Annotated in this window: 20 protein-coding genes, 1 tRNA gene and 1 CRISPR repeat array; of the genes, 16 read left to right on the top strand and 5 right to left on the bottom strand. The window is 45.2% G+C overall.

The features are described 5' to 3' along the window. Positions 1-80: 80 nt before the first annotated feature. Together ACP2WE_RS16025 and ACP2WE_RS16020 are read right to left on the bottom strand one after the other, a co-directional pair. The gene (locus ACP2WE_RS16025) at positions 81-1,877 is read right to left on the bottom strand and encodes a cation:proton antiporter (protein ID WP_425216552.1); all 1,797 of its coding nucleotides are present in this window, start codon (positions 1,875-1,877) and stop codon (positions 81-83) included. Between the two features lie 172 nt (positions 1,878-2,049). Beyond that, the gene (locus ACP2WE_RS16020) at positions 2,050-3,612 is read right to left on the bottom strand and encodes a glycosyltransferase family 39 protein (RefSeq protein WP_425216551.1); all 1,563 of its coding nucleotides are present in this window, start codon (positions 3,610-3,612) and stop codon (positions 2,050-2,052) included. A 192-nt stretch (positions 3,613-3,804) separates the two neighbouring features. On the opposite strand from ACP2WE_RS16020, the gene ACP2WE_RS16015 reads away from it, so the two are divergent. The 3 genes from ACP2WE_RS16015 (at position 3,805) to ACP2WE_RS16005 (ending at position 4,722) form a co-directional block, all read left to right on the top strand. Beyond that, positions 3,805-3,877 (top strand) — tRNA-Val (locus ACP2WE_RS16015). Between the two features lie 151 nt (positions 3,878-4,028). Beyond that, complete coding sequence (locus tag ACP2WE_RS16010; protein WP_425216550.1) at positions 4,029-4,286, top strand: hypothetical protein; 258 nt, start codon at positions 4,029-4,031, stop codon at positions 4,284-4,286. After that, positions 4,273-4,722: a type II toxin-antitoxin system VapC family toxin gene (locus tag ACP2WE_RS16005; RefSeq protein ID WP_425216549.1), complete on the top strand. Its 450-nt coding sequence runs from the start codon at positions 4,273-4,275 to the stop codon at positions 4,720-4,722. Before ACP2WE_RS16010 ends, ACP2WE_RS16005 begins: the two co-directional genes overlap by 14 nt. Here the strand turns inward: ACP2WE_RS16005 and ACP2WE_RS16000 are convergent. Continuing rightward, positions 4,719-5,576, bottom strand: coding sequence for a helix-turn-helix transcriptional regulator (locus ACP2WE_RS16000; protein ID WP_425216548.1), 858 nt, complete (start codon positions 5,574-5,576; stop codon positions 4,719-4,721). The genes ACP2WE_RS16005 and ACP2WE_RS16000 overlap by 4 nt on opposite strands. Positions 5,577-5,717: 141 nt before the next feature. Between ACP2WE_RS16000 and cas3 the strand changes: the two genes are divergently transcribed. The 13 genes from cas3 (at position 5,718) to ACP2WE_RS15935 (ending at position 22,323) form a co-directional block, all read left to right on the top strand. Next, a complete protein-coding gene (gene cas3 / locus ACP2WE_RS15995; RefSeq protein ID WP_425216547.1) occupies positions 5,718-7,844 on the top strand; it encodes a type I-D CRISPR-associated helicase Cas3' in 2,127 nt (708 codons plus the stop codon). A gap of 20 nt (positions 7,845-7,864) precedes the next feature. Continuing rightward, a complete protein-coding gene (locus ACP2WE_RS15990; protein ID WP_425216546.1) occupies positions 7,865-8,122 on the top strand; it encodes a DUF433 domain-containing protein in 258 nt (85 codons plus the stop codon). Beyond that, on the top strand, positions 8,122-8,508 hold the full coding sequence (locus ACP2WE_RS15985; RefSeq protein WP_425216545.1) for a DUF5615 family PIN-like protein: 387 nt from the start codon (positions 8,122-8,124) through the stop codon (positions 8,506-8,508). The genes ACP2WE_RS15990 and ACP2WE_RS15985 overlap by 1 nt, the downstream gene beginning before the upstream one ends. Positions 8,509-8,587: 79 nt before the next feature. After that, complete coding sequence (gene cas10d, locus ACP2WE_RS15980; RefSeq protein WP_425216633.1) at positions 8,588-11,866, top strand: type I-D CRISPR-associated protein Cas10d/Csc3; 3,279 nt, start codon at positions 8,588-8,590, stop codon at positions 11,864-11,866. Between the two features lie 56 nt (positions 11,867-11,922). Further along, entirely contained in the window at positions 11,923-12,978 is a 1,056-nt protein-coding gene (gene cas7d / locus ACP2WE_RS15975) for a type I-D CRISPR-associated protein Cas7/Csc2 (RefSeq protein WP_425216544.1), read from the top strand. A 6-nt stretch (positions 12,979-12,984) separates the two neighbouring features. Then, positions 12,985-13,695: a type I-D CRISPR-associated protein Cas5/Csc1 gene (cas5d, locus tag ACP2WE_RS15970; RefSeq protein WP_425216543.1), complete on the top strand. Its 711-nt coding sequence runs from the start codon at positions 12,985-12,987 to the stop codon at positions 13,693-13,695. A 63-nt stretch (positions 13,696-13,758) separates the two neighbouring features. Then, the gene (locus ACP2WE_RS15965) at positions 13,759-14,373 is read left to right on the top strand and encodes a hypothetical protein (RefSeq protein WP_425216542.1); all 615 of its coding nucleotides are present in this window, start codon (positions 13,759-13,761) and stop codon (positions 14,371-14,373) included. Positions 14,374-14,382: 9 nt separating this feature from the next. Then, positions 14,383-15,228 carry a CRISPR-associated endoribonuclease Cas6 gene (cas6, locus tag ACP2WE_RS15960; RefSeq protein ID WP_425216541.1) on the top strand — a complete coding sequence of 282 codons (846 nt, stop codon included), beginning with the start codon at positions 14,383-14,385 and terminating at the stop codon, positions 15,226-15,228. A 119-nt stretch (positions 15,229-15,347) separates the two neighbouring features. After that, positions 15,348-15,932, top strand: a complete 585-nt coding sequence (cas4, locus tag ACP2WE_RS15955; RefSeq protein WP_425216540.1) for a CRISPR-associated protein Cas4 — start codon at positions 15,348-15,350, stop codon at positions 15,930-15,932. A gap of 2 nt (positions 15,933-15,934) precedes the next feature. Further along, positions 15,935-16,933, top strand: coding sequence for a type I-D CRISPR-associated endonuclease Cas1d (gene cas1d / locus ACP2WE_RS15950; RefSeq protein WP_425216539.1), 999 nt, complete (start codon positions 15,935-15,937; stop codon positions 16,931-16,933). After that, complete coding sequence (cas2, locus tag ACP2WE_RS15945; RefSeq protein ID WP_425216538.1) at positions 16,930-17,223, top strand: CRISPR-associated endonuclease Cas2; 294 nt, start codon at positions 16,930-16,932, stop codon at positions 17,221-17,223. Before cas1d ends, cas2 begins: the two co-directional genes overlap by 4 nt. 197 nt (positions 17,224-17,420) lie before the next feature. Continuing rightward, a CRISPR array of direct repeats spans positions 17,421-20,910; the repeat unit is 37 nt; unit sequence CGTTCCGCCAACAAAATCCCGCGATCGGGACTGAAAC. Positions 20,911-21,048: 138 nt separating this feature from the next. After that, positions 21,049-21,681 (top strand): class I SAM-dependent methyltransferase, encoded by a 633-nt coding sequence (locus tag ACP2WE_RS15940; protein ID WP_425216537.1) that lies wholly within the window; start codon positions 21,049-21,051, stop codon positions 21,679-21,681. Between the two features lie 45 nt (positions 21,682-21,726). Beyond that, positions 21,727-22,323: an aminotransferase class IV gene (locus ACP2WE_RS15935; protein ID WP_425216536.1), complete on the top strand. Its 597-nt coding sequence runs from the start codon at positions 21,727-21,729 to the stop codon at positions 22,321-22,323. Positions 22,324-22,348: 25 nt separating this feature from the next. On the opposite strand, the gene ACP2WE_RS15930 is transcribed toward ACP2WE_RS15935, so the two are convergent. Both ACP2WE_RS15930 and ACP2WE_RS15925 read right to left on the bottom strand, forming a co-directional pair. Continuing rightward, positions 22,349-23,206 carry a M56 family metallopeptidase gene (locus tag ACP2WE_RS15930; RefSeq protein WP_425216535.1) on the bottom strand — a complete coding sequence of 286 codons (858 nt, stop codon included), beginning with the start codon at positions 23,204-23,206 and terminating at the stop codon, positions 22,349-22,351. Further along, complete coding sequence (locus tag ACP2WE_RS15925) at positions 23,206-23,625, bottom strand: BlaI/MecI/CopY family transcriptional regulator (protein ID WP_425216534.1); 420 nt, start codon at positions 23,623-23,625, stop codon at positions 23,206-23,208. Before ACP2WE_RS15925 ends, ACP2WE_RS15930 begins: the two co-directional genes overlap by 1 nt. Positions 23,626-23,661: the final 36 nt, after the last annotated feature.

The raw sequence follows: 23,661 nt of genomic DNA, 5'->3' as shown, positions 1-23,661 counted from the left end.
GTAGGGGCGATGCCCCTGTGCTCGCCCAGAACGCTTGTACGCCCTATATTTCGTCTCATATTCCTTATCCCGAATTCACGTTACGAAGCTTTGCTCTCAAACTCAATCACATTGTTAGGGTTTACAACTGGGCTAATTAAGGGCAAACTGCAAGCAATATCAGGACGCAACTCAGCATAGCGACTTTGCCGCACCGCCATAATTTCTGACTGTACCATTTGCCGACTTTCGCCCAAACTCAACAGGAGGTGGGTGGAGAGTTCCAAACTCGCCTCAAAGGTTGGATGCACGACTTCTCTCGCCCCCAATTGATAGAGCGTATCAATTTCTGCGTCCCTGGAGGCTCTTGCTACGATATCTAGTTCGGGTGCGATCGCGATCGCGCGTTGTACGCAAAGGCGGGTATAACCTGCATCCGTAATCACCACCACCATCGACTTTGCCCGTTCCACTTCGGCTTTTTCTAACACCAAAGGACTCGCGCAATTTCCATACAAATAAGGAATGCCCTGACTGCGCAAAAGCTGGATCTTCGCCTCAGATTGTTCGATCACGAGGACTGGATAGCCTCTCGATTGCAGCAAACTGACAATGTTTTGACCTGCACGTCCGTAGCCACAGACAATTACATGGTTGTTGAGAACGGCAGTATCTGAAATTTCCTGTGGGACATCCATCTGATTTAGCCAGTCTTTAAGGATAGGAACCTTCTCCATTAACAGCAAAATCTGGGGGGTTGCCTTGAGTAAAAAGGGCGTGATCATCAGCGTAACTGCGGTTGTGCCCAAAATCAGCAAGTAAACTTGGCGGGATACCAGACCTAATTTTTGTCCTTCACTGGCTAACACAAAGGAAAATTCGCCAATCTGAGCCAAGCCAAACCCTGTAAAGATTGCCAAGCGGAGTGGATAGCGAAATAGCCGCACCAAGGGCACGACGATTAAAAACTTGCCGACCATGGCGATCGCGACCAGCCCCAAAATCAAATCGAGATTTTGCCAGAGAAACATAGGATCGATTAGCATCCCGATCGATGCGAAAAATAGGGTGGCAAAGACATCCCGTAGCGGCTCCATATAGGAGAGGGTTTGATCGGCATATTCCACCTGTGTAGAGATCATCAAACCCGCCACAAATGCGCCCATCTCAATTGACAAGCCCATATATTCGGTCAGGAGGGCAATCCCCAAGCACAAAACAATGACGCTGAGCAGGAATAACTCGCGACTCTCTGTACTTGCCACCCAATGCAAAAATGGCGGGATCAACCAAATTCCAGCCGCGATCGCCCCACCCGCAAACAAAGCCGTGACAAGTAAGGCTTTTGCCACTGCCATCCCCACCGCATCGGGGTGGTCGAGGGCAGGCAAAACCGCCAACATTAAGCCCAACGCTAAATCCTGAATAATCAGAATTCCTAGGGTTACCTGCCCCTGTACAGACTCGGTTTGGTTACTTTCCATGAGACTGCGCAACACCACAGCGGTTGAGGAGAGGGACAAAATTCCGCCTAAAAAGATACCCTGTACGGGGGTTTTTACCCAACCCACAAAGACCGATAGGGCAGCAGTTAACGAGATCGTTAATAAAATTTGTAAGAGTCCACCACCCAAGGCGATCGCCTGTACTTTTTTGAGCTGCGTCAATGAAAACTCAACGCCCAGAGCAAATAGCAAAAAGGCTACGCCAAATTGTGCCAAGGTTTCTACTTGGATCAGCTCTTTAATCAGACCCAACCCAGTAGGACCGACGACAATGCCGCCCAGCAAGTAGCCCAAAATGACAGGTAACCTCAAACCTGCTGCCAATAAGCCTCCTAGAGAAGCGGCAGCAAGTACTGTTACCAAATCGACAATCAATCTGAAATCTTCTTGCACAGTTGTTTACAGCTTTGTTATTTCCATCTCCTTTAAGAATACTTAATATTTATTCAGTTATCATCAACACCCTTTAGTTTTTTACCGTCACGAAAAATCTATGGTTTGAATTTGCTCCCCGTCTCCTTGTCGGAGAAGGGGCTGGGGGAAGAGGTCAAGTTACTTTGAGCGCCTAAAAGCCCTTAAATCCGTAGCCTTTGGTGAGGTAGTAATTTTTGAGCCAGATGCCAAATAAAGAAACGGGTACGGTTTGCGACTCGGACATACGTGCAAATTTTGATTTCACCGTCGCTGTCAGAGGATACCAATCATCAGAAAGCACGATCGCATCTTGACCCATGCGTTCTTGCTGGAGATTCCATAGGGTGAACTGGCTGACGCGTTGGGAAATGGCTGTAACTTGCCGATCTTTTAACTGGTAAGCCAGCAGGGAGGCAGAACGATAATCGGTGGTAGCGAGAAATGGAGTCTTCGCCAAATTCTGGTTTGAAGCCTGTTGAATTGCTGGGGCAACTTGGTTCCAGCCAAACACGATCCGAGATTCCTGGTCGGCATCTGGGCTGAGCAGCGCCGCGATCGGTATAAAGCTGTAATTGATGACAAGCAAAGTTGCGAACAGGAGTCCGTAGGCTTGACCGCCCATAAAGAGTCGCTTCGCGGTTCCCTTGAGGATGGGTTCAACCGCACTTCCTTGAGCCTCGAATAAAACAGAAGGGATGAGTGGGAATAGCAGTAAATAAGCTGTGATATTCCAGTAATAGAGGGCAGTTGAGAAGAAAGAGATGCCCGTCAATAAGCCCGTACCGATCGCGAATGTCCAACCAGCCAGCGATCGATAAATCGAATCCGAAGGAAGTCCCTGTTGCGTGGGTATGCCTCCCGATCGCGAAGGTTTTTCAAGGGAAATCGGGAATCGCCGCCATCCTTGCCACAACAACCAAGAATTCACAGGTGAAACCATCACCACTGAAAGTAGCAAAAAGCCTATCGGTTCCGTGAGGCGCATAAGGGGAGTCCCAGCATCGACACTCCGACTCAAATAAAACCGCAAGGATTGGAAGTCATTGCCAAAATTCCATAACAGCACGGGCAAAAATCCGCCGATCGCGATCGCCACGCTCAGATAAAATCGCGAATCGCGAAATAGGGGACGGTGTTTGGGACTGGTGGCGATCGCGGCAATAAAGCCTAGCCCCATGAAGAGGGCGTTATATTTGGCGAGGCAGGCGAGGGCGATCGCGATCGCGGCGCAGTAGAGTCGCCAGTTTGTCCCTTTGCCATTTTGGGCGTAACCATCCAAAAAAGTAACCATCAGATAGGCGGACACGAGGGATAGCGTCATCATCAGGTGGTCGTGCCATGCTAGGGATAGCATCACGAAATATAAGGGGGAGCTAACAATGGCGAGGGCGATCGCGCCAAAATATTGCCACAGTCGCGGCTTGGCGATGCCTCGATAGAGATATTTGGCGATCAGGAAATAGGTGTAGAAAAAAACGCAGTTACTGGCAAGGTTGGGCGATCGCAGGGTAAAGAATGACTGCCCCAGTATGTGGGTAAATATTCCCTGCACCCAAGCCAGTAGAGGCGGATGGTCGTAGTAGGACAGGTCGGGATGCTGCCCCCATAACCAGTAATAGGCTTCGTCGGGATTCGGAAAGGCATTGAACCAAAAGATCGTGCGGAGGGCAATGTAGATCAGGGCTGGGATGAGGAAGATTAGGCTCTGCGACATACAGGGTTTAACATGATTGCGGGGGTGGGGGCAATCCCCCTGTGGTTGCCCAGATATCTAGGGGCAGGCACAGGAGGTCTACCCTGACAGAACGTTTAATAGCAACGGAAAATTTACAGGTAAAAATTATTTCTGGGGATTTGCTAGCCGAAAGTGATAACACCTGCTACTATTGTAAATGCTGAAAAGCAAGGGCGCTTAGCTCAGTTGGTAGAGCGTCTCGTTTACACCGAGAATGTCGGGGGTTCGAGTCCCTCAGCGCCCATTAATTTTTGAACGGAAGATGTACGTATCTCTGCTATCGGGGCATTTTTTGAGCTGTTGAAGTATCTTGAAATCTTGAAGTATGAAACAACGAGAATGAAGAGTCGAGTGCTGTGTTAGGGGTTTAATACTAGATAGGGAAGTGCAAAACCATGAGTCAAGAATTGTTGCAAAATTTAATTAAACAGTCTAATGACTTGACATCCGAAGAACTATTTCAGCTTGTTAGTCACCTGACAGCAAAGGCACAGAGAGCTAGATTGGCGAATAGTTCTTGCCGTAAGTTGAGTGAATTTAAGGGTAGAGCGCCTTATCCTTTGGTGAGTGAGGATGCACAAACTTGGATATCGCGCACCCGCCAAGAAGATACAGAGCAAAGAGAAAAATTGCTTAGACATGATAAAAGTTGAAACTGCCCTTAATGGAGTAACCAAGTTATTTCTGGATACGGCTCCTGTAATTTATTTTGTCGAAGCCAATCCCAAATACTTGCAGATTGTGGAGAGTATTTTTGACAGGATAGAGAATGGATTGACTGCTATTACTTCTCCTGTAACACTAGCTGAATGTTTGGTTATTCCGTATCGTTTAGGTTTAATGCAACTTCAGCAAGATTTTACTGACTTGATCGTAGATACGAACAATATAACTTTCACTTCTATTGATGAAGCGTGTGCAAAGAGTGCTGCTGACATACGAGCTAGATACAACCTCTCTTTACCTGATGCTTTGCAGATCTCGGTGGCGATTGGTACGGGCTGTGATACTTTTCTGACCAATGATGTAAAGCTAAAACGCGTTACTGAACTGCGGGTTTTAGTAATCGACGAATTGAATTTTCTTTAATCTTTATAGAGTGCTTGCATATTTTCGATCTCTTGTCGGATGCGATCGCGTACGCTTTGAGGAGACGCAACTTTGCAATCTTTGCCATATCGCAATACTTCTCTCGTAAACCAAAACGTATTCGCTACCCGTCGCACTACGCGGCGAACTTGGGGAGGTTCGCTCAACCATTCGTTTGTCTCGTCTTGATTTGATTTGCTGCGATAGGCAAAGGCTAGTCCTCCCGATAGGTACATTTCTATGGGAATCGTGGCTAACCCGAAATGCCACACACCTGTTACAGGTGTAACGGATGCATCTGTAATGCGATCGAGTCTCAAACACCAGTTATGGGTTAGCTCTGGCAAATCTTGATTGTTTGTGGTTTCTTCGCACCAACAGTCTAGGTATTGACGGTCTTCATGCTTGGCAATTTCGGCATAGCGAATTGTAAAGTTCCAAATGCGTTCGGCGGCATCTTGATAGGATAGCTGAAACGGTTTCTGACGGCGAATATAGCGTTCCACTTCTAATCGCCAAGGGCGCACGGGTTCAGCCACGAAACCTTCTAGTTCTGCTCTGAGGGGAATGGTGAGTTCGCTGCGCTCTAATAATAAAAGCGCGATCGCGACTGCCATCTCAATCTCTCCTGCATCAACCAAAGCAGTCCTAGATCTATTTAGGGCATCAATTCGCTCTTTGTTCCAATCGTGGTTAGGCGCAACGATCAGTTCTCGGCGTGCGATCGCTTCGACTAGTTTAGAAATGTTGGGGCGATCGCCCCAAGTCATCGCAAATTCTAGGGCGATCGCTTCTAGCTGGGCTTTATCGCGATTGCTTATAGATAATGTAATGGAGTCTCCTTTTCTTCCCATGAGAGATCTTTGTAAGTGTACGTACACTTGATAGGTACAATATCTTGTGTCTCTTAGTTAATCATGCCAAAATAATCTCATGCAATAAGTTAAGTACAGATTTTTGGGACTTACTACGATCCATATTACGGACACTATGCTATGTCTGAGTACAAAATTACGCTTAAACCTGTTTATTCTTGCCCTGCTTCGGAATTACCAAAGGGCATAAAATTACCCGAAGGTTGGTTATCTTTGTCTTGGCATCAAGTGGAGACTTTCAATGCTCTCAATAATCCTGATGTAGATGTAGTGATTAACACAGCAATGACAGGAGATGGTAAAAGTTTAGCTGCTTATCTCAAGGCAATGACAGGGCTTAACTCAACGCTAGCAATGTATCCAACAAACGAGCTTGCCAGAGATCAAGAGCGTCAAGTTCAAAACTATAAGTCCCAATTTCAGCCCAAATACGATCCACAGATTTATCGTCTCACTGGAGCAACATTAGAAGACTTCGTTGAAACCAATCGGCTACCATCGAAGCAGCAAGGCATTATTGATCGTGTTAATAACTCAGAAATCTTACTAACCAACCCAGATATTTTTCACTACATCCATGATTTTCGCTATCTACGACGAGATCGGAAGAAGTCAAATCGAGGAGATAATGCAGATAAGCTATTTCGTAAGCTTGATGATAGTTATAAATTATTTGTTTTTGACGAATTTCATATTTTCTCATCACCGCAAATTGCTAGCATTCTTAATGCAATGCTGTTAATTAAACATACAGCAACGAAACGCAAGTTCCTTTTTTTATCCGCAACTCAAAATGATTTACTGGGAGAATTTCTAAGGCGTTCTGGATTTAATATCGCAGTCATTAATCCTATCGAGAAGGGAGCATATTGCTTCTCGAATGGTGAAGAGACAGGCTGGCGACAGATTAGCCAACCAATTACATTAATATTTCCTGACGATCTGCAACCAAACCCACAGTCAAGTTACAACTGGATTGTGGAAAATGTAGAATCAATAATTCTGAAATTCTTTCTAGATAATCCCAAAGGTAAGGGCGCGATAATCCTTAATTCAATCGCATCTGTTTACAAGCTCTTAGCAAAGCTGAAACCTCTATTTGAGCAGCATGGGCTAACAGTTTTAACTAACACCAGTTTAACGGGTGAGAGCGAACGAGCAAAATCGATTCAGGATGCTAGTCTACTAATTGGAACTTCCACAATTGATGTGGGTGTTGATTTCAAGATTAACTTCCTCATTTTTGAAGCATCTGATGTTAGTAATTTCATTCAGCGTTTCGGGCGTTTAGGAAGACACCAAGGATTTTCAACCTATCAAGCCTATGCACTGATTCCAAACTTTCTTGTTGCACGACTATTCACTAAACAGGATAACGAAACCTTGCTACTGCAAAATGGCGAAGAATGTGATCGCATCTCTTTTACTGAAGCTATTCAAGTTGCGTGGTCACTTAAAAATCAGTTTGAGTGTTATCCACAAAGGTGGGGGAGTATTCAATCTTTTAGTGTCTGGAATGAACTTCGTCATCCTCGTATGAAAACCATCTATCCTGGTGCTGATGATGGTTTTAAAATGGATGCCCAAAATGCGTTAGGTTTTAAAATGAATCAGAAGCATGGTCAGGTTTACCAATACTTAAATGAGAAAAAGCACAAAATTATTGATGAAGCCCGTAGCTTTCGAGGAAGTAGTCAGCTTGATTGCGCGATTTACGATATGACGAATCCAGTAGATCCAGAACGAGAGCGGTTTAAAACGTATAATCTCCAAGGACTGCTGAGCAATTTTGAGTTTGACCTGATAGAGAAAAATGAATTTTTACAAAAGGTGAAACAGGCGGGATTACCAGTTAAACGATTTGAGGATGCGTTATGTTGGTTGCGGCTGAAAGACTACCGTGAGGTACGGGAAAACTGGCATTTTTACTATGCAGCCGAAGATTTTGATGCTATCAAACGATCAGGAAAAGTCCAAATTCTTAAGGGGCTAGAGGTGACAGCTGGAGCAAATGCTATTAGTCAATCTTTGTTCCGAAGAGAAATGGTTTGCTTTATTTCTGACCACGATCGCACATATCTTCGCACCAAGCTAGCATTACCAATGCAATTTCAGGCTTATGGATTTAGCGATCGCCCAGATGATTGTAATCCTCCCTACACCATTGCCTTTGGTCAGTCTGCCCTAATGCTGGAATCTTTAATTTGGTATTGGAAGCCGCAAGAAAATTATGTGCAGATATATTAAAAACATTTGGAGGAAATTTTATGAATCACACAGATCTACTATCCCGAATTTCTATTGATCCAAATATCTGCTTTGGTAAGCCTTGCATTAAAGGGCATCGGATCTGGGTGTCCTTGATTTTAGATTACTTAGCAGCAGGGGAAAGTATTGAAGATGTTCTAGAAGCCTTTCCCAGTATTAAGCAAGTGGATGTGCTTGCTTGCATTGCCTACGGTGCAGAGATGACGCGAGGTGGTTGGGTAGAGATTCCGCTAGATCGCCAAAAGGAGGCAGTTTAATGAAATTTAAGCTGGATGAAAATGTGGATCTACGCATCCTGTCTCAGTTTCGCTTGGCAGGCTACGATGTTGCCACTGTACCAGAACAAAATTTGATGTCTGCCCCTGACACGGAATTAATTGAGGTTTGTAATCAAGAAGGGCGTTGCTTAGTCACTGCGGATCGAGATTTCAGCAATCGTGGACGATACAACCCGACCAATTATTCAGGGATAGTTGTTATTCGCTTGCCGCCTCAAGTGCGATTAGTAGATTGGCGTGAGGCGATCAGTACGCTCATTTTTGGGTTGGAATCTGCAAATGTCATTGGCAAACTCTGGATAGTTCAAGGTAAAAGCATTCAGGAATATCGCTCTATTACAGGGGAGATACCTGAAAATGAGTAATGAGTTTAGTTGGTAGCAGATGGATTTATTTGGACGAACTGCATAAAATTTGGAGGTCAGTTTCGTGAGTGAAACTCAAATGTCTATTTTTAATGATGAGGCAGATAGTGATTTACCCATTCTGGATCTTGATGCTGGTAGAGAAGAAAAAGAACAGATAGAGAAGCCTGAGCTACTAACAATAAAGTTATTTAAGCAAGCCATTCGTGAGACAGAAGGCAATCAGACTGATGAATTATTGGCAAGGTTTGCAGAGTTTGTTTTGCCTAATTTGATACGACATCTTGTAGGTGCAACAGCAAAAGGTGGACAGTTCACTGAAGATCGGCGTGCAGAAGGTAAGAATGTAGAGCGTAGTAAGGAAGATCAATCTTTTACGGCTCATTTACTGAATGGATTATTCCCAACCTATAGAATTTTCAAAAAGCTGCAAGTCCTAGAGACAAACCAAGTTAAACGTTTATGTGATGACTTGGAAGCTGCTATCTACATGACTGCTTATATCTTGCATGATTTTGATAAATTTCCTGATTATCCCTCTTGGCTAATGTCACATGATGTCAAGGGGCAGTTTAGCGATCGCAATTGGTGTAAAGATCCGCCCCATAAGTCTGATGCACCCAATCTAGGACGAGAGTATGTTACCCAGAAAATGCAAGAGTTTGGACTAGATCGTCTAATTGGTCAAACTTGGCAAATATACATTGATGACATTATCTGGATCAGTAACAATGCTGGAGAAAAGTGGGATGCCGATCTAGGCATGAAGAAACGTGGATTGAATAATTGCCAGTTAGATGAGCGAATCCAAGGTATTCTGATTCGTTTAGTACGTCTTTCTGACCTATTTGCATCTGTCATAAAACACCCTAGTGATATTGAAGCTCAAAATCTTACCGACCTTCTACGAGATTTGAGCGCAGGGCAACTTAAGTTTAGCTATCATGCTCTTTCAGACAATCGAGGCGTTTTAACAAACATTTTAAATAATGCTCTTATAGATATACATCCTAAGGAGTCTTACACACCTTTGTTATATCTGCCCGATGGAGTGGTTTATCTCGCAAAGTCAGATGCACCAGAGATCGATACAGATACACTTCCTAATCAAGTTATTCATAAAATCAAAAGCCTCTGTGCCGAAAGGCTAAGGGAGCGTCAAACTGGTTTTAGCAGAGATGGGAAAGGCTTCAAGTTTGCCGACTATTACTGGCTATTTTTTGATATTCAATCGCTCATGGAGGTCGCTGTAGATGGAGCTTGTCGAATTATTTCATCCATAAAAGCATCCTCTGGAGCCAAGAGAAGTTCTAGCTTAGAGGGTTTCAAAACGACTGGAGATCTGCCTGCAAATTTAGATGTAATTTTTCCTGATGATTACCGCATCGATCGCCTAGCCGAGTTTGGAGATCTTCTCTGTCGAAAAATTTGGCTGGAATGGTGCGATCGCTTTGATCGCTGGCAAAAACAACAACCTAAAGCCCAACGTAAGACCTTACCAAACCTAGATTTAACCCATAAACTAGCTGAGTATCTAGGCTTGACAGATGAAATTCCTAACTTGATCGCTATTCAAGCTCTCAAAAAAACAGGGGGAGTACCTCTAGATTGGTATTACCTATCTGCTAAACATAACTCCAAGAATCCTCATCTTGATGACAATCAAGTACGAGAAGTAATGGAGGGAATGGTTAATTATGCAGTTAGTTTGATCCAAGCAGCGATTGCAGAATTTAACTTACCTGATGGCTGGGATGATTTGCGAACCTATGTTCAGCGTGTAGTTATCTTACCCACAGGTGCTATTACTTCCCCTAGTACTAATCCTTTTTTGACTGAGCTAAATCGCTACCAAGCAGCAAAGATAACTGGTCGAGGTCGAGAAAATGTCTGCGCGATGTCTAGCTCGTCCTACACCGTGACTGAACAAATGGAGTCTGCTACTTTATTTGCCCCACAGGTATATAGCAATCGTCAGATCCTATTCAATGCTCAAGCGGCAAAACGTCAGATCTGTGCTATCTGGTCAATTGAAATTATGTTACGACAGATTTTGATGAATCAGACAAATGCCACAGGAGGAGACTTCGAGGGACGTAAATATCGTTACCTTTATCTCTACCCTACCTACTTTTTTACTCCAGAAACTAATAATTTTCTACAAAAGGCATATAGCTGGATTCGTCGAACCCGCTTTGATGCTGATATCCGCAAACATTTAATTACGGATCAACAAGAAGCTAAGTTTAACATTGAGAACTACCAAGCAGTGGACTCTCTGTTACTGCAAGAGGAGTCAGAAAAAGATCAAACCTTCAAACTTAGCTACCCAGCAAAACAACCTCTGACCTTCTTCTTCATGGCAATTCCGCCAGGAAGAGATGCTACAGATACAGAGTCTTGGGTGATGCCAGCTTGGTTAGCCTTTGCTTTACCACTGGTGCTAGATGTGAAGGTGGTTGCCTCGGAATCTCCTGTGCCGCCCTTCTTAAGTGGTGCTGATTTTGAGCGCACGACTATTTTGGATGGAGAACATCAAGCGATCGCTTCTTTAGTCAAACAGCAAAAGGATGGGACTCGTCTAGATGCTATTTTACCGCAAGGAGAAGGGAGAGCCTTTTCCCCGTTAAATGCCCTCAGTGCCGCTTATTGTATTCATTTAGAAGTTAACCGCAAGAAGGACGGTGATCCAGACTGGGGTAAGCTCACGGCTCTTGCCCGCGATCTAGAGACGACTCCTCTCTATGTTTTTCATTATCTAACGAAGCTTGTCCGTAAGCTGGATTGGGATAGTCCACCAATCGCAAAAATTAAACTTTATCAAGACTTTTATTATTATTTTGATCCCCAAGGAACAGAAATGAATCAACTTCGTGAATTGACCAAACTTTATCGCCGCTTTTACCGTGCTAAAAGTCAATATGCTAAGCCAAATGCGGTCTTAAAACCAATTGATGAGACGGCAGATGTAATTTTAAAAATTGATAAGGCTCTAGTCAGTGACACACAATCTTTAATTGATGTAGTTGCAGCTCGACTAGCTAAGCTGATGACGAATGTTCGTCGTCGTACAGCAGAGGGTAAACGCACTTTAGTTTGTGTTGACGGCAAATGGAAGCCAGCCTTGACTGCCGAAGAAGAACGGCAAGCAGTCAATGATTTTGCTCAGTTTTTTGTCAAGGAAGTTTTTGAAGGGACTTTTAAGAGCGATCGCGCTCGTTTGGCAGGAATTCAGCTCAATTTGATCCGAGACACTTGTGATTATCTCTATCGATTGGAAGATGATCAAGAACGAAAGATTATCCAACAACCTGAGCCTGACGAACTACCTGACCTAGAGACCGAAGAACCCGTGTAGTAGGTATCCTAATCTCATATTTTAAATATAATTCAAACCATTATCGAGTAATAACTATGAATTTCCTCAAAACCGTTGATGCGAGTCTTTTCCATTCCGAGATCCCTGCTAAACCAATGGGTAAATATGTCCACTTCATTACAATTCGCGTAACAGAATCCTATCCTCTTTTTCAAACAGATGGCGAATTGAATAAAGCACGAGTCAGAGGGGGAATCAAGTATGGAGAGCCGATTAGTCGTCTGGCTATGTTTAAACGCAAGCAGTCCTCTCCTGAGCGATTGACTGGGCGAGAGTTACTACGTAACTACCGAATCGGTGATTGGGAGAAGTGTGAATACAATGTTGGCTTCAGCAAGACAACTCCCGATTGCATTCTCTATGGTTTTGCAATCGGGGATGCTGGTTCTGAAAAATCAAAGGTAGTCGTTGACACTGCTTATTCCATCACACCATTTGATGACTCTCATCAAAACTTTACTCTCAATGCACCATATGAAAGTGGAACAATGTCGTCAAAAGGAGAAAAAAAAGTGGATGGCACTTTGGATGCACAGATTGGGGAAACAACTTCTCGCATCAATAGTCAAGATCACATTTTACCTCAAGTGTTTTTTCCTAGCATTGTGACACTCAAAGATCCAACAGAAGCAGGGTTTCTCTATGTATTTAATAATATTTTGAGGACTCGTCATTACGGCGCACAAACGACACGTACAGGTCGGGTTCGCAATGAATTGATTGGTATCATTTTTGCTGATGGTGAAATTGTCAGTAACCTACGTTGGACTCAGAAGATTTACGACTTGCTAATGGATAAACAGCAAATTCAATTGCCCGATCCACTAAATGAGGATCATGTTTTGGAATCTGCAAAGGAAGCTATGCTGCAATTAATGACTGAGGAGTATATTCCTCATAGAGATTTGATTGGTGATACTCTTGCACCTCTCTTGAATGAGGTCAAAGCTATTGCCAGTAATGAAACTCAACTCAAAGCACTATTGACTCAGGCAAACTTAGAATCAACTGCTTATGCCCAGAAGTATATCTTCAAGTCAACTGACAAAAGCAAGAAGGGGAGTAAAAAAGTTGCCAGTGCAACGGAGTAATAGACAATGACTACTATCTATCGCTGTAATTTGGAGCTTCACGACAGTTTATATTTTGCGACTCGTGAAATTGGACGACTTTATGAAACTGAGCCTGTGCTGCATAACTATGCACTGTCTTATGTGTTGGGATTAATTGATAATCCACAGTACAGCACAGAGGTGGCGGAAGAGCATTCTTATCGTTACTTTTGCCCAGAACAGGTTCCTAAGTATGAGGAGCATTTGAATCCTCTCAATCAGCAAGGGATTTATGTGACCCCAGCTAGGGCAGTTCATCACACAGCAGTGCTGAATACGTGGAAGTATGCGGACAATCGCTACCATGTGGAAATGAAGCAGACTGAGAAGAATATCCCTAGTTTTGGTAGAACTAAGGAAATTGCTCCAGAAAGTCGATTTGAGTTCTTTATTATTTCTGGAAAATCATTAGTTTTACCCAGATGGGTGCGAATCGGCAAGTGGGCAAGTAAGGCTAGGCTAGAAGTTTACGAACTTCCTAAACCCAAGCATCATCAGCAAGGAGAGTTTATCTTTCCCTATCCACTTAATCCTCTTGATGTGATGTTTTCTAATCAGGTCTTAAGCTATGACACGGTAAATATGCCACCAGTCAGCTTAATTCGTAATGTCCGCATGATTGGAGAGTTTTACACCTTTGAGGGATTGCAAAACTTGAAGATTCCAGCACAAATGCAATATCGATTTAGAGGATAGGTTTGATGGTTTTTAATTTATTTGTCGGTTGCGATCGCATGTGTCCTAATCAGGAGAAAACGAATGAATAAAATTTTGAATCCAGAGGAGACTTATACCTTTAGTAGGTATTTTGAACTTAAGATTGAAGCCCAAGACCTCGCAGAAGAATTTGGCTATACCCTAGAGCGCAAGAATTTGAACTTACCCAAATATCTTGGTGAATTGGATCGCATTCAAGAAAACCAAAGTCGGATCGAAGAGATTTTGCCTTACGTGAGCCTATCTAACGAAATGGCAAGGCGCGAATGGCTAATTTCTCCCGTTTTAGCCGACCTAATCCATTACACTAAGGCAAAGGTGAGAACTGAGTACGCGATCGCGGTGTCAAAATATTTGCAAGGTAATCTTGATTACTTTCTTGAGGCTACCAATAAAATCCTAATTATTGAGGCAAAGAAAGCCGATCTTGACTTTGGCATGACCCAGTTAGTATCTCAATTGATTACTTTAGATCAATGGCTAGAAGACCAACATCAGACTCATTTGATTGGTGCAGTTACTACAGGGAAAATCTGGGAATTTGCGCGTCTCGATCGCCAAGCGAAACATATCGAACAAGGGCTGGAAAGTTATAGAGTGCCTGAGGATATCGAGAGCCTGATGCGGATTTTGGTACAAGCTTTGCAAGGGAGTTAGGAACGACCTATGCCCTACAGCCTCGTTCTCAACCTATTACCGCGATCGCCAATTCCCACAAGCAACCTGAGCGGGCATCACCTTCATGCTTTATTTCTGGAACTGGTACGGTCTGTCGATCCTGAGTTGAGCATTTATTTGCATCAACAAACCGCAGAAAAAGCATTTACCCTCAGTCCATTGCAGGTCGATCGCGATCGCAAACCAGAAAATAAAGCTCTACTCCAATGGGAATACGAGCGGGCGATCGCGACGGGGACTCCTTGCTGGTGGCGTATCTCTTTATTGGATGAAGCCCTATTTGGGAAATTGGCATACCTATGGCTCGATCTCAATTCTAACCAGCACTGGCAACTGGGTTCGACGAAGTTGGATGTCACCAGTATCTTATGTAATCCACAGCCAGACCAGCCTTGGGCAAATTATGTCACTTACGCCCAAATTTACGAGCAAGCTAGGGATGGGAGCAGCGAATCGCAACCGAATGACTCTCGTAAACTGCATTTTCAATTTTATACACCAACCACATTTCGGCAATCTAAGTATGATTGCGCTCTGCCTACTAGAGATTCTGTGTTCAAAAGTTTACTCAAGCGTTGGAATCATTACAGTCATATTCCATTTCCTGAAACGATTTTGGAGTCGATTTATCCGAGTTTTTTCGATATTCGCACGGAAATGGTGAGCGATCGCCGCAGTAAGTTTATTGGCTGCGTGGGTTCGCTGACTTTTCAAATTCTGGGAGAAGTCGATCCGCTCACAATCAAGCAGATTAATACCCTCGCTGATTTTGCCTTTTACGCAGGGGTGGGGCGAAAAACACCGATGGGCATGGGAATGATTAAACGTCTCTAGCACGCTGAACCTCTTCCTCCAAGCTTCCCTAGGAGAGGAAGGAGCAGGCTTTCAAGCCCTTCTCCTACGAGGAGAGGGGTTGGGGAGAGGTCAAATAACGAACGTCACCAACAAACGCTATGAATGAAAATGACTATCTACCCCTCGCTTATCTCAATGCTTGGGAATATTGCCCCCGCCGCTTCTATTTGGAATATCAACTTGGAGAAATGGAGGACAACGAGCATATTCTGCTCGGTCGTCACCTGCATCGCAATGTTGATGATGAGGGTACTGTGCAAGAGGGGGGGACGCTGGTGCATCGCAGCCAGTGGGTGTGGAGCGATCGCCTGATGGTGAGCGGTGTGATTGATGCTGTGGAAGAACGCGATCGCCAGCTCATTCCTTTGGAGTTTAAAAAAGGCAAGATGTCCAATCATCTCAACGACCATTTCCAATTATGTGCGGCGGCGCTATGCCTAGAGGAACGCTTGAATAGGGAAGTTGCCTATGGTGAGATCTTTTATCACGCCAACCGTCGACGTCAAAAGGTTCAATTTACGCCGCAACTACGCGCTGCTACGGAGCAAGCGATCGCAGCCGCATGGCAGACCTCTCGCGGTTCGATGCCACCCCCTATCGATCGCGTTCAGAAATGTCAAGCCTGTAGTCTCCAAAATATCTGTCTGCCGTTTGAAGTCAAACTCCTACGCTGTGAGGTTTAATCATGTCAGTTTTATATGTTATGCAGCCTGATGCTGTTCTCAGTAAGGTCTATGAGGCTTTTGCCGTTGCTACGAAGCAGCAGGATGGCTCTTGGAAGAAGCAATCTGTTCCCGCCCAAACTGTCGAACAAGTGGTGCTGATGGGTAATCCCCAGGTTACGGGCGATGCGTTGGTCTATGCGTTGGAGTTAGGGATTCCGATTCACTATCTCTCTAGTTTTGGTAAGCATCTAGGAGCGGCACTACCAGGGCATTCTCGGAATGGACAGTTGCGTTTGGCTCAATATGCTGTCTATGGAGACATGATGCGACGCGTGGCACTGGTCAAGGAGATTGTCACGGCTAAAATTCACAATCAATATTCTGTGCTGTATCGGCATGGTGAAAAAGATAATCCGTTGAAGTTGCGGAAGAGTGCGATCGCGAACCAAGCAACGCTCGATCAAGTTAGAGGGATTGAAGGCATGGCGGCGAGGGAATATTTTAGCTGCTTTCCTAAAATATTGGGCGGCAGTATGCATCCCGAAGGGAATCGCTGGACTTTTGCGGGGCGCACGCGTCGCCCTCCTACCGATCCTGTGAATTCGTTACTCAGCTTTGCCTATGGGTTATTGCGGGTTCAGGTGACGGCGGCGGTTCACATGGCGGGGTTAGATCCCTATATCGGTTATCTACATGAAGTCAGTCGCGGACAACCTGCGCTGGTGTTGGATTTGATGGAGGAATTTCGTCCTTTGGTGGCGGATAATTTAGTATTTGCGGTGCTGAACAATCGTGAAATTCAGCCAGACGATTTTAGCGAGAGCTTGGGGGCATATCGCCTGTCGGATAAGGGTCGTAAAGCTTTTTTGCTGGCATTTGAGCGCAAGATGACGGATGAGTTTAAGCATCCTGTGTTTGAGTACAAGTGCACCTATCGTCGGGCGATCGAGTTGCAAGCTCGTCTGCTCAGTCGTCATTTGCAAGAGGGAATTCCTTATAAGCCATTAACGCTGCGATGACTACGCTTTTCTATTTAATTATTTACGATTTGCCTGATTCTAAAGCGGCGAATAAGCGTCGCAATCGCTTGCACAAGATGCTGTCTGGTTACGGTAAGTGGACGCAATTTAGCGTGTTTGAATGTTTTTTAGATGCGAAGCAGTTTGCGAAACTTCAAATCCAAGTTGAGGCTTTGATTAAGCCTGATGAGGATTCTGTCCGAATTTATGTGCTGGATACGGGGTCGGTAAAACGCACGATCGCCTATGGTTCAGAAAAACCTCGTCAAGAAGGAGCGATTGTTATATGATAATTATCAGTTGGCAAACCAAAGCGCGACTGAAAATGCTGGGAGGTTTGCCAAATCTTAGAACCTTGAAAATTCAATATTTTCAAATATCCGAGGCTTCTGAGAATGTTGGTTTTCTGTCTGTTTTCAGCTCAGACGGAAACCTTTGCCAGAATCATGCTTGGAATGCCCTTCCTGTAATGTTTCTGGCGCACGCACGTTCCGCCAACAAAATCCCGCGATCGGGACTGAAACATGGGATTTGTAGAAACTTTTCTCCCTCCGCTACTGCGCGTTCCGCCAACAAAATCCCGCGATCGGGACTGAAACATTTAGTTAATATCACCAGACTCGCAATAGCGATCGACGTTCCGCCAACAAAATCCCGCGATCGGGACTGAAACTCGAGTTTTTAGGAGATTATAAGCTTCCTTGGCTTCGTCGTTCCGCCAACAAAATCCCGCGATCGGGACTGAAACCCGCTACTCTTAGCAGCCTGTGCTGCTCTGTATAAGCGTTCCGCCAACAAAATCCCGCGATCGGGACTGAAACAGGAGGGGGGATTTTTTTGGGGGGATGAGGCGTTTTACGTTCCGCCAACAAAATCCCGCGATCGGGACTGAAACACGTGCTACTACCTGTGCTTGGTAGTCATGGGGGAACGTTCCGCCAACAAAATCCCGCGATCGGGACTGAAACGTATAGAGATTACTTGATGGTTGATGTGACTATAAGTCGTTCCGCCAACAAAATCCCGCGATCGGGACTGAAACGTTAGTTCTGGCTTTGAGTAGCATTGCTGAGCGATCCGTTCCGCCAACAAAATCCCGCGATCGGGACTGAAACGCTATAGAGACTTTGGTGGTATCAAAGGATCTCCACTTCCGTTCCGCCAACAAAATCCCGCGATCGGGACTGAAACTGCAAATAATTTAGTATGGACGGAGCCCTCATCTACACGTTCCGCCAACAAAATCCCGCGATCGGGACTGAAACTGGACGGAGCCCTCATCTACAACCCAAAGATTTAATCGTTCCGCCAACAAAATCCCGCGATCGGGACTGAAACCTGGGTTCGAAGCCCAGCCTGTGCATTTCATTATTAATTCGTTCCGCCAACAAAATCCCGCGATCGGGACTGAAACAGTAACAATCATGACTGGAATTAACGACATTATTATCGTTCCGCCAACAAAATCCCGCGATCGGGACTGAAACGTAACTTAGTCCTTCCTTACCTTCGGCAGAAGGATGTCGTTCCGCCAACAAAATCCCGCGATCGGGACTGAAACATGGAACTGGTTAATGCCAACAATATTCCACTTAACCGTTCCGCCAACAAAATCCCGCGATCGGGACTGAAACGCTAGAACTTTGGCAACATTCCTTAATCCTTTGACAACTCGTTCCGCCAACAAAATCCCGCGATCAGGACTGAAACTTCTTTTGGAAAAAGAGCCCTGAGGGACAACTCATCACGTTCCGCCAACAAAATCCCGCGATCGGGACTGAAACGCGCAGGGACTTGATAGCCCCCTGCGTTTTTTTGGCGTTCCGCCAACAAAATCCCGCGATCGGGACTGAAACAATCCATTCACAACTTCTCAAGAACCTGCAGAAACTCGTTCCGCCAACAAAATCCCGCGATCGGGACTGAAACAATCCATTCACAACTTCTCAAGAACCTGCAGAAACTCGTTCCGCCAACAAAATCCCGCGATCGGGACTGAAACATTCGAAATGCGGCGGGTCTATTATACTGATGGGGACGTTCCGCCAACAAAATCCCGCGATCGGGACTGAAACGTAACTGAGCCTTCATTTAAAACCCAAAGATTTAGCCGTTCCGCCAACAAAATCCCGCGATCGGGACTGAAACACATTAACGTATACCCCAAGTTCCAGACGGAAATAGCGTTCCGCCAACAAAATCCCGCGATCGGGACTGAAACATACAACGCACGCGTGCTTTATCCCCCTCAGATAGACGTTCCGCCAACAAAATCCCGCGATCGGGACTGAAACGCTAATCCATAGCTCTGTCTCGCTTGGTTTTTTACCGTTCCGCCAACAAAATCCCGCGATCGGGACTGAAACGTTAGTACCCGTCTCATGGTTTTGTTCATGATGATGTCGTTCCGCCAACAAAATCCCGCGATCGGGACTGAAACATAGAAATCACTGCTCATTAAGTCAATGCCACGGATCGTTCCGCCAACAAAATCCCGCGATCGGGACTGAAACCCGCCCTAGGTGTTAAAGTCTCACCCCACTGCCTTACCGTTCCGCCAACAAAATCCCGCGATCGGGACTGAAACTCTGAGACAAATCCAAAATCGCCAAAACCCATCCAATCGTTCCGCCAACAAAATCCCGCGATCGGGACTGAAACACGGACAGCAAATTATCTAAAATCGACATCTATATTCGTTCCGCCAACAAAATCCCGCGATCGGGACTGAAACGTGTCTATCAGTTTTATTTATGGCTATCAAACCATTACGTTCCGCCAACAAAATCCCGCGATCGGGACTGAAACATAAACCCTCCCTGTCACAGCGCAAACTTTGTTTCGGCGTTCCGCCAACAAAATCCCGCGATCGGGACTGAAACATGACGCAACTAACTCCCCCAGACTTTCCTTTTCGACGTTCCGCCAACAAAATCCCGCGATCGGGACTGAAACTGGAGGCGGCGAAGGGGGCGTTAACATACGTTCCGTCGTTCCGCCAACAAAATCCCGCGATCGGGACTGAAACTGGAGGCGGCGAAGGGGGCGTTAACATACGTTCCGTCGTTCCGCCAACAAAATCCCGCGATCGGGACTGAAACATTGGTTCGAGCCCCAAGATGGCTCCATCCCCTCCCCGTTCCGCCAACAAAATCCCGCGATCGGGACTGAAACACCTAAGTTTAGATATCTGTCAACCCATAAACAGATCGTTCCGCCAACAAAATCCCGCGATCGGGACTGAAACTTGAATGAAGGGTCCGTTGGTACTAAATTATTTGCCGTTCCGCCAACAAAATCCCGCGATCGGGACTGAAACGAATCGGAACGGGCAGATTGACAGGAAGATAAAGACCGTTCCGCCAACAAAATCCCGCGATCGGGACTGAAACAAGGTCCCATATGGATAATAAATCCTCCCTGTCACACGTTCCGCCAACAAAATCCCGCGATCGGGACTGAAACGCTAGGATTAGGAAGCCCTGTTGGAGGGAGCGGAATCGTTCCGCCAACAAAATCCCGCGATCGGGACTGAAACTAGCCTTTTCCAGTTTCGGAAGCAGATATAGATTCGTTCCGCCAACAAAATCCCGCGATCGGGACTGAAACGAAGCGATCGCCGCCGCTGGTGGCACACTGCACGCTTGCGTTCCGCCAACAAAATCCCGCGATCGGGACTGAAACGTTGCCGTTGCCATTCCTGCGGCTCAGACATTCGTTCGGTCCGCCAACAAAATCCCGCGATCGGGACTGAAACCTTTGACCTTTTGCTCCTCAAGGGACAACTCAGAAGCGTTCCGCCAACAAAATCCCGCGATCGGGACTGAAACGCTAAATCTTGCTTGATGGCTCCCGAAAACAAGACGCGTTCCGCCAACAAAATCCCGCGATCGGGACTGAAACTTCGTTATGGTAGTAAATGGGAATATCACGTTTATGACGTTCCGCCAACAAAATCCCGCGATCGGGACTGAAACCTTTGATGACAAAGAGGTATAGAATGTTCAACAGGTTTTTCTTTAGAACATTCCAGCCACTCAGTAGCATTGCTTACACCATTAGCTTGGGTTGACTTGTGGGCGATATAATTGAGAGCGTCATAAGAAAAAACAGACATGCATCCAAAGGATACAGCCGCCCGATACGATCGCATTGCCCGATGGTGGCAAACTCAGCATCAAGATTCGCTGTATGGAATCGCACAGTTGGAGCGGGCTATCAAATTTACTTCCAAGCCGCAACTAGCTCTTGATATAGGCTGTGGAAGCAGCGGACGTTTTATTAAAGTTCTAACCGAACATGGATTTCAGGTAGAAGGACTGGATATTTCTGAAGAAATGATCGAATTAGCCAAACAACTGCATCCAAACATCACTTTCTATAGGGAAGACATCTGTAGTTGGAATCCTCCCAAATTCTACAGTTTGATTGTTGCTTGGGACAGCACATTTCATCTGCCACTAGATAGGCAAGAATCTGTTACAAAAAAGCTATGTAATGCTCTCGAACCTGATGGCGTGCTTATGTTTTCGTGTGGGGGCGGATATAGACAAAGTGAGGCTTCTGGAACATTTCAAGGTCAGGACTTTGAGTACAGCACCTTGGGTGTAGATGCTTTCCTCAAGATCTTGGCTGAGCATCACTGTACCTGTCTTCACCTCGAATACGATCAATATCCTGAGAATCATGTTTATCTGATCGCTCAAAAGATTCGATCGCTGAGCCTTCAAGAGCTTTACCCATCGTGAATTTAGGTCGCTTATGATGCACTTGAAATAGATCGAGAACTAAGTATGTGTTTATTATTGGAAACCGTCAAAATACTGAACTCGAAGCTGCAAAATATTGAATTTCACAATCAGAGGCTCAATTCCTCAAGAAAAAACCTGTTTGGGAGCGATCGCAAGTTAGATTTAGAACATGAAATTCAAATACCAGCCGACTTAAAGGATGGGATATTTAAATGCAGGGTTTTATATAAAGAAAAAATTGAGAAGATTGAATTTCAGCCCTATCAAATTAAGGCAGTTAAAACCTTGCAAATAGTGCATGGCGATCGCATTGATTATCAATATAAATTTGCCGATCGCACAGCATTGGAAAATCTTAAAGAAGGGACAGTCGCCGACGATATTCTAATTGCTAAACATGGCTGTATTACAGATACTTCCTACGCCAATATTGTGTTTTTTGACGGTCAGAATTGGCTTACCCCTGCAACGCCTTTGCTAAAAGGGACAAAAAGAAGTCAATTGCTGCAACAACAAAAAATTCGAGCAGAAATAATTACGCTCGACGACTTACAAAAATTTCAATATGCCAAACTAATCAATGCAATGATCGATCTAGAAGAAAGCCCAGTCATTGAAACGTTTATTCATCAGGGATAGAAATGACGAACAGAAAGGAATCTTTTTAAGAATGGAAATAGACAGAAATAAGAGGAAGGAAAGCTAGTAATAGCCAAGCAAAAGACCATGAATGCATTTGAGCTGGTGCTTCGGGCTGGTTGAGCAGGGCTTCAATTCTTTCCTCAAGGCGATCGCGGGTAGTCCAACGACTTAATGCCGCAGAAAAAATCTCAACGGAATCCGTCTTATCGCAAACTAACCATAGAATCGATTCTGCCAAAAGCAAGGTATCCACAGATTGAGCCGCCCAGCGATCGGCGCGCAATTCTCGCAAAATCAACAACTCTTCCCAAATCGCTTGCGTGTTTGGCAGCCAAAATGTAATTTGACGGATGCAACCCAACCAGAAAAACCAAAAGGTGTCGCGATAATGCAGGTGAGCCTGCTCGTGTTGGATTACGGCTTTAAGGTGCGGTTCGTCAAGATTTTCTAGTAAGCCTTGGCTCACCACCAGTTGCGGTTGCCAAAATCCAATCTGAGCCGCAAACATCGTAGATAGTTCTAGAATCCTCACCGACTGCCCACCCAGTTCCACTTGTGCGTAGGTGTCGATTTTATGCAGAGATCGCCAGCCTGTCACGATCAGTTGCACGAGCAAAAAGAAATTATAAATGAGAAATCCCCAAGCGATTGCATAGCTAAACCAGCCCGCAGGCAAACCAATCATCTGTCCTTGCGTCCCCATCAGAATCACAGAAATTGCGGTCGCGATCGCCAGCAGAGGCGGCAGCAAAAACAGGATTAGACTTCTCTGCCAACGTTGCGACCAAGAAGCGAGGCAGTCAGTACCCGTAGAGGTTGACCAACTCCAACGCAAACCAAAAGCACAGATAATTACAACCAAAATCATGGCTAGGTGCATTATTCCGACTCCCTTGCTTGACGAATTGCTTTGAGCCTTGCCGCGATCGCTTCGATTTTTGCCTGACTGGTTCGATCGAGATCGTCCGCAAAGGCTGCTACGATATCGGCCGTGCCCACTTCTAAAAAACGATTGAGTTGGTGATAAGCCTCTAAGGCTTTGGCTTCTTGGCGCGACACGAGTGCCTGCCAATAAAAAACACGTCCTTGTTTTTGGCAACTAAGCCAACCTTTTTGCTGAAGCCGTCGCAAGACCGTCATCACCGAAGCATAGGCGAGTTCGCGATCTGGATCTGCCAAAATGCGATCGAGCACATCTTTGACAGTAGCTAAATCCAAATCCCAAATGATGTTGAGAATTTCTGATTCTAACGGCCCCAGCGTTAATTGCCGAGGTCGATATTTAGGTAAGGGTGTCATAACCAAAGTATCTAATTGTAATTAGCTTACACCTTG

The sequence above is a fragment of the Tumidithrix helvetica PCC 7403 genome, from assembly GCF_965232925.1.
Lineage (GTDB): Bacteria > Cyanobacteriota > Cyanobacteriia > Pseudanabaenales > Pseudanabaenaceae > Tumidithrix > Tumidithrix helvetica.
Note: the sequence above shows the minus strand (reverse complement) of the source record. Positions and strands in the feature narration are given on the sequence as shown.

Excerpts from the sequence above, each read along its gene's own strand:
- ACP2WE_RS16020 (WP_425216551.1), bottom strand. The coding sequence starts at position 3,612 with ATGTCGCAGAGCCTAATCTTCCTCATCCCAGCCCTGATCTACATTGCC.
- ACP2WE_RS16010 (WP_425216550.1), top strand. The coding sequence starts at position 4,029 with ATGAGTCAAGAATTGTTGCAAAATTTAATTAAACAGTCTAATGACTTG.
- ACP2WE_RS16005 (WP_425216549.1), top strand. The coding sequence starts at position 4,273 with ATGATAAAAGTTGAAACTGCCCTTAATGGAGTAACCAAGTTATTTCTG.
- ACP2WE_RS16000 (WP_425216548.1), bottom strand. The coding sequence starts at position 5,576 with ATGGGAAGAAAAGGAGACTCCATTACATTATCTATAAGCAATCGCGAT.
- cas3 (WP_425216547.1), top strand. The coding sequence starts at position 5,718 with ATGTCTGAGTACAAAATTACGCTTAAACCTGTTTATTCTTGCCCTGCT.
- ACP2WE_RS15990 (WP_425216546.1), top strand. The coding sequence starts at position 7,865 with ATGAATCACACAGATCTACTATCCCGAATTTCTATTGATCCAAATATC.
- ACP2WE_RS15985 (WP_425216545.1), top strand. The coding sequence starts at position 8,122 with ATGAAATTTAAGCTGGATGAAAATGTGGATCTACGCATCCTGTCTCAG.
- cas10d (WP_425216633.1), top strand. The coding sequence starts at position 8,588 with ATGTCTATTTTTAATGATGAGGCAGATAGTGATTTACCCATTCTGGAT.
- cas7d (WP_425216544.1), top strand. The coding sequence starts at position 11,923 with ATGAATTTCCTCAAAACCGTTGATGCGAGTCTTTTCCATTCCGAGATC.
- cas5d (WP_425216543.1), top strand. The coding sequence starts at position 12,985 with ATGACTACTATCTATCGCTGTAATTTGGAGCTTCACGACAGTTTATAT.
- ACP2WE_RS15965 (WP_425216542.1), top strand. The coding sequence starts at position 13,759 with ATGAATAAAATTTTGAATCCAGAGGAGACTTATACCTTTAGTAGGTAT.
- cas6 (WP_425216541.1), top strand. The coding sequence starts at position 14,383 with ATGCCCTACAGCCTCGTTCTCAACCTATTACCGCGATCGCCAATTCCC.
- cas4 (WP_425216540.1), top strand. The coding sequence starts at position 15,348 with ATGAATGAAAATGACTATCTACCCCTCGCTTATCTCAATGCTTGGGAA.
- cas1d (WP_425216539.1), top strand. The coding sequence starts at position 15,935 with ATGTCAGTTTTATATGTTATGCAGCCTGATGCTGTTCTCAGTAAGGTC.
- cas2 (WP_425216538.1), top strand. The coding sequence starts at position 16,930 with ATGACTACGCTTTTCTATTTAATTATTTACGATTTGCCTGATTCTAAA.
- ACP2WE_RS15940 (WP_425216537.1), top strand. The coding sequence starts at position 21,049 with ATGCATCCAAAGGATACAGCCGCCCGATACGATCGCATTGCCCGATGG.
- ACP2WE_RS15935 (WP_425216536.1), top strand. The coding sequence starts at position 21,727 with ATGTGTTTATTATTGGAAACCGTCAAAATACTGAACTCGAAGCTGCAA.
- ACP2WE_RS15930 (WP_425216535.1), bottom strand. The coding sequence starts at position 23,206 with ATGCACCTAGCCATGATTTTGGTTGTAATTATCTGTGCTTTTGGTTTG.
- ACP2WE_RS15925 (WP_425216534.1), bottom strand. The coding sequence starts at position 23,625 with ATGACACCCTTACCTAAATATCGACCTCGGCAATTAACGCTGGGGCCG.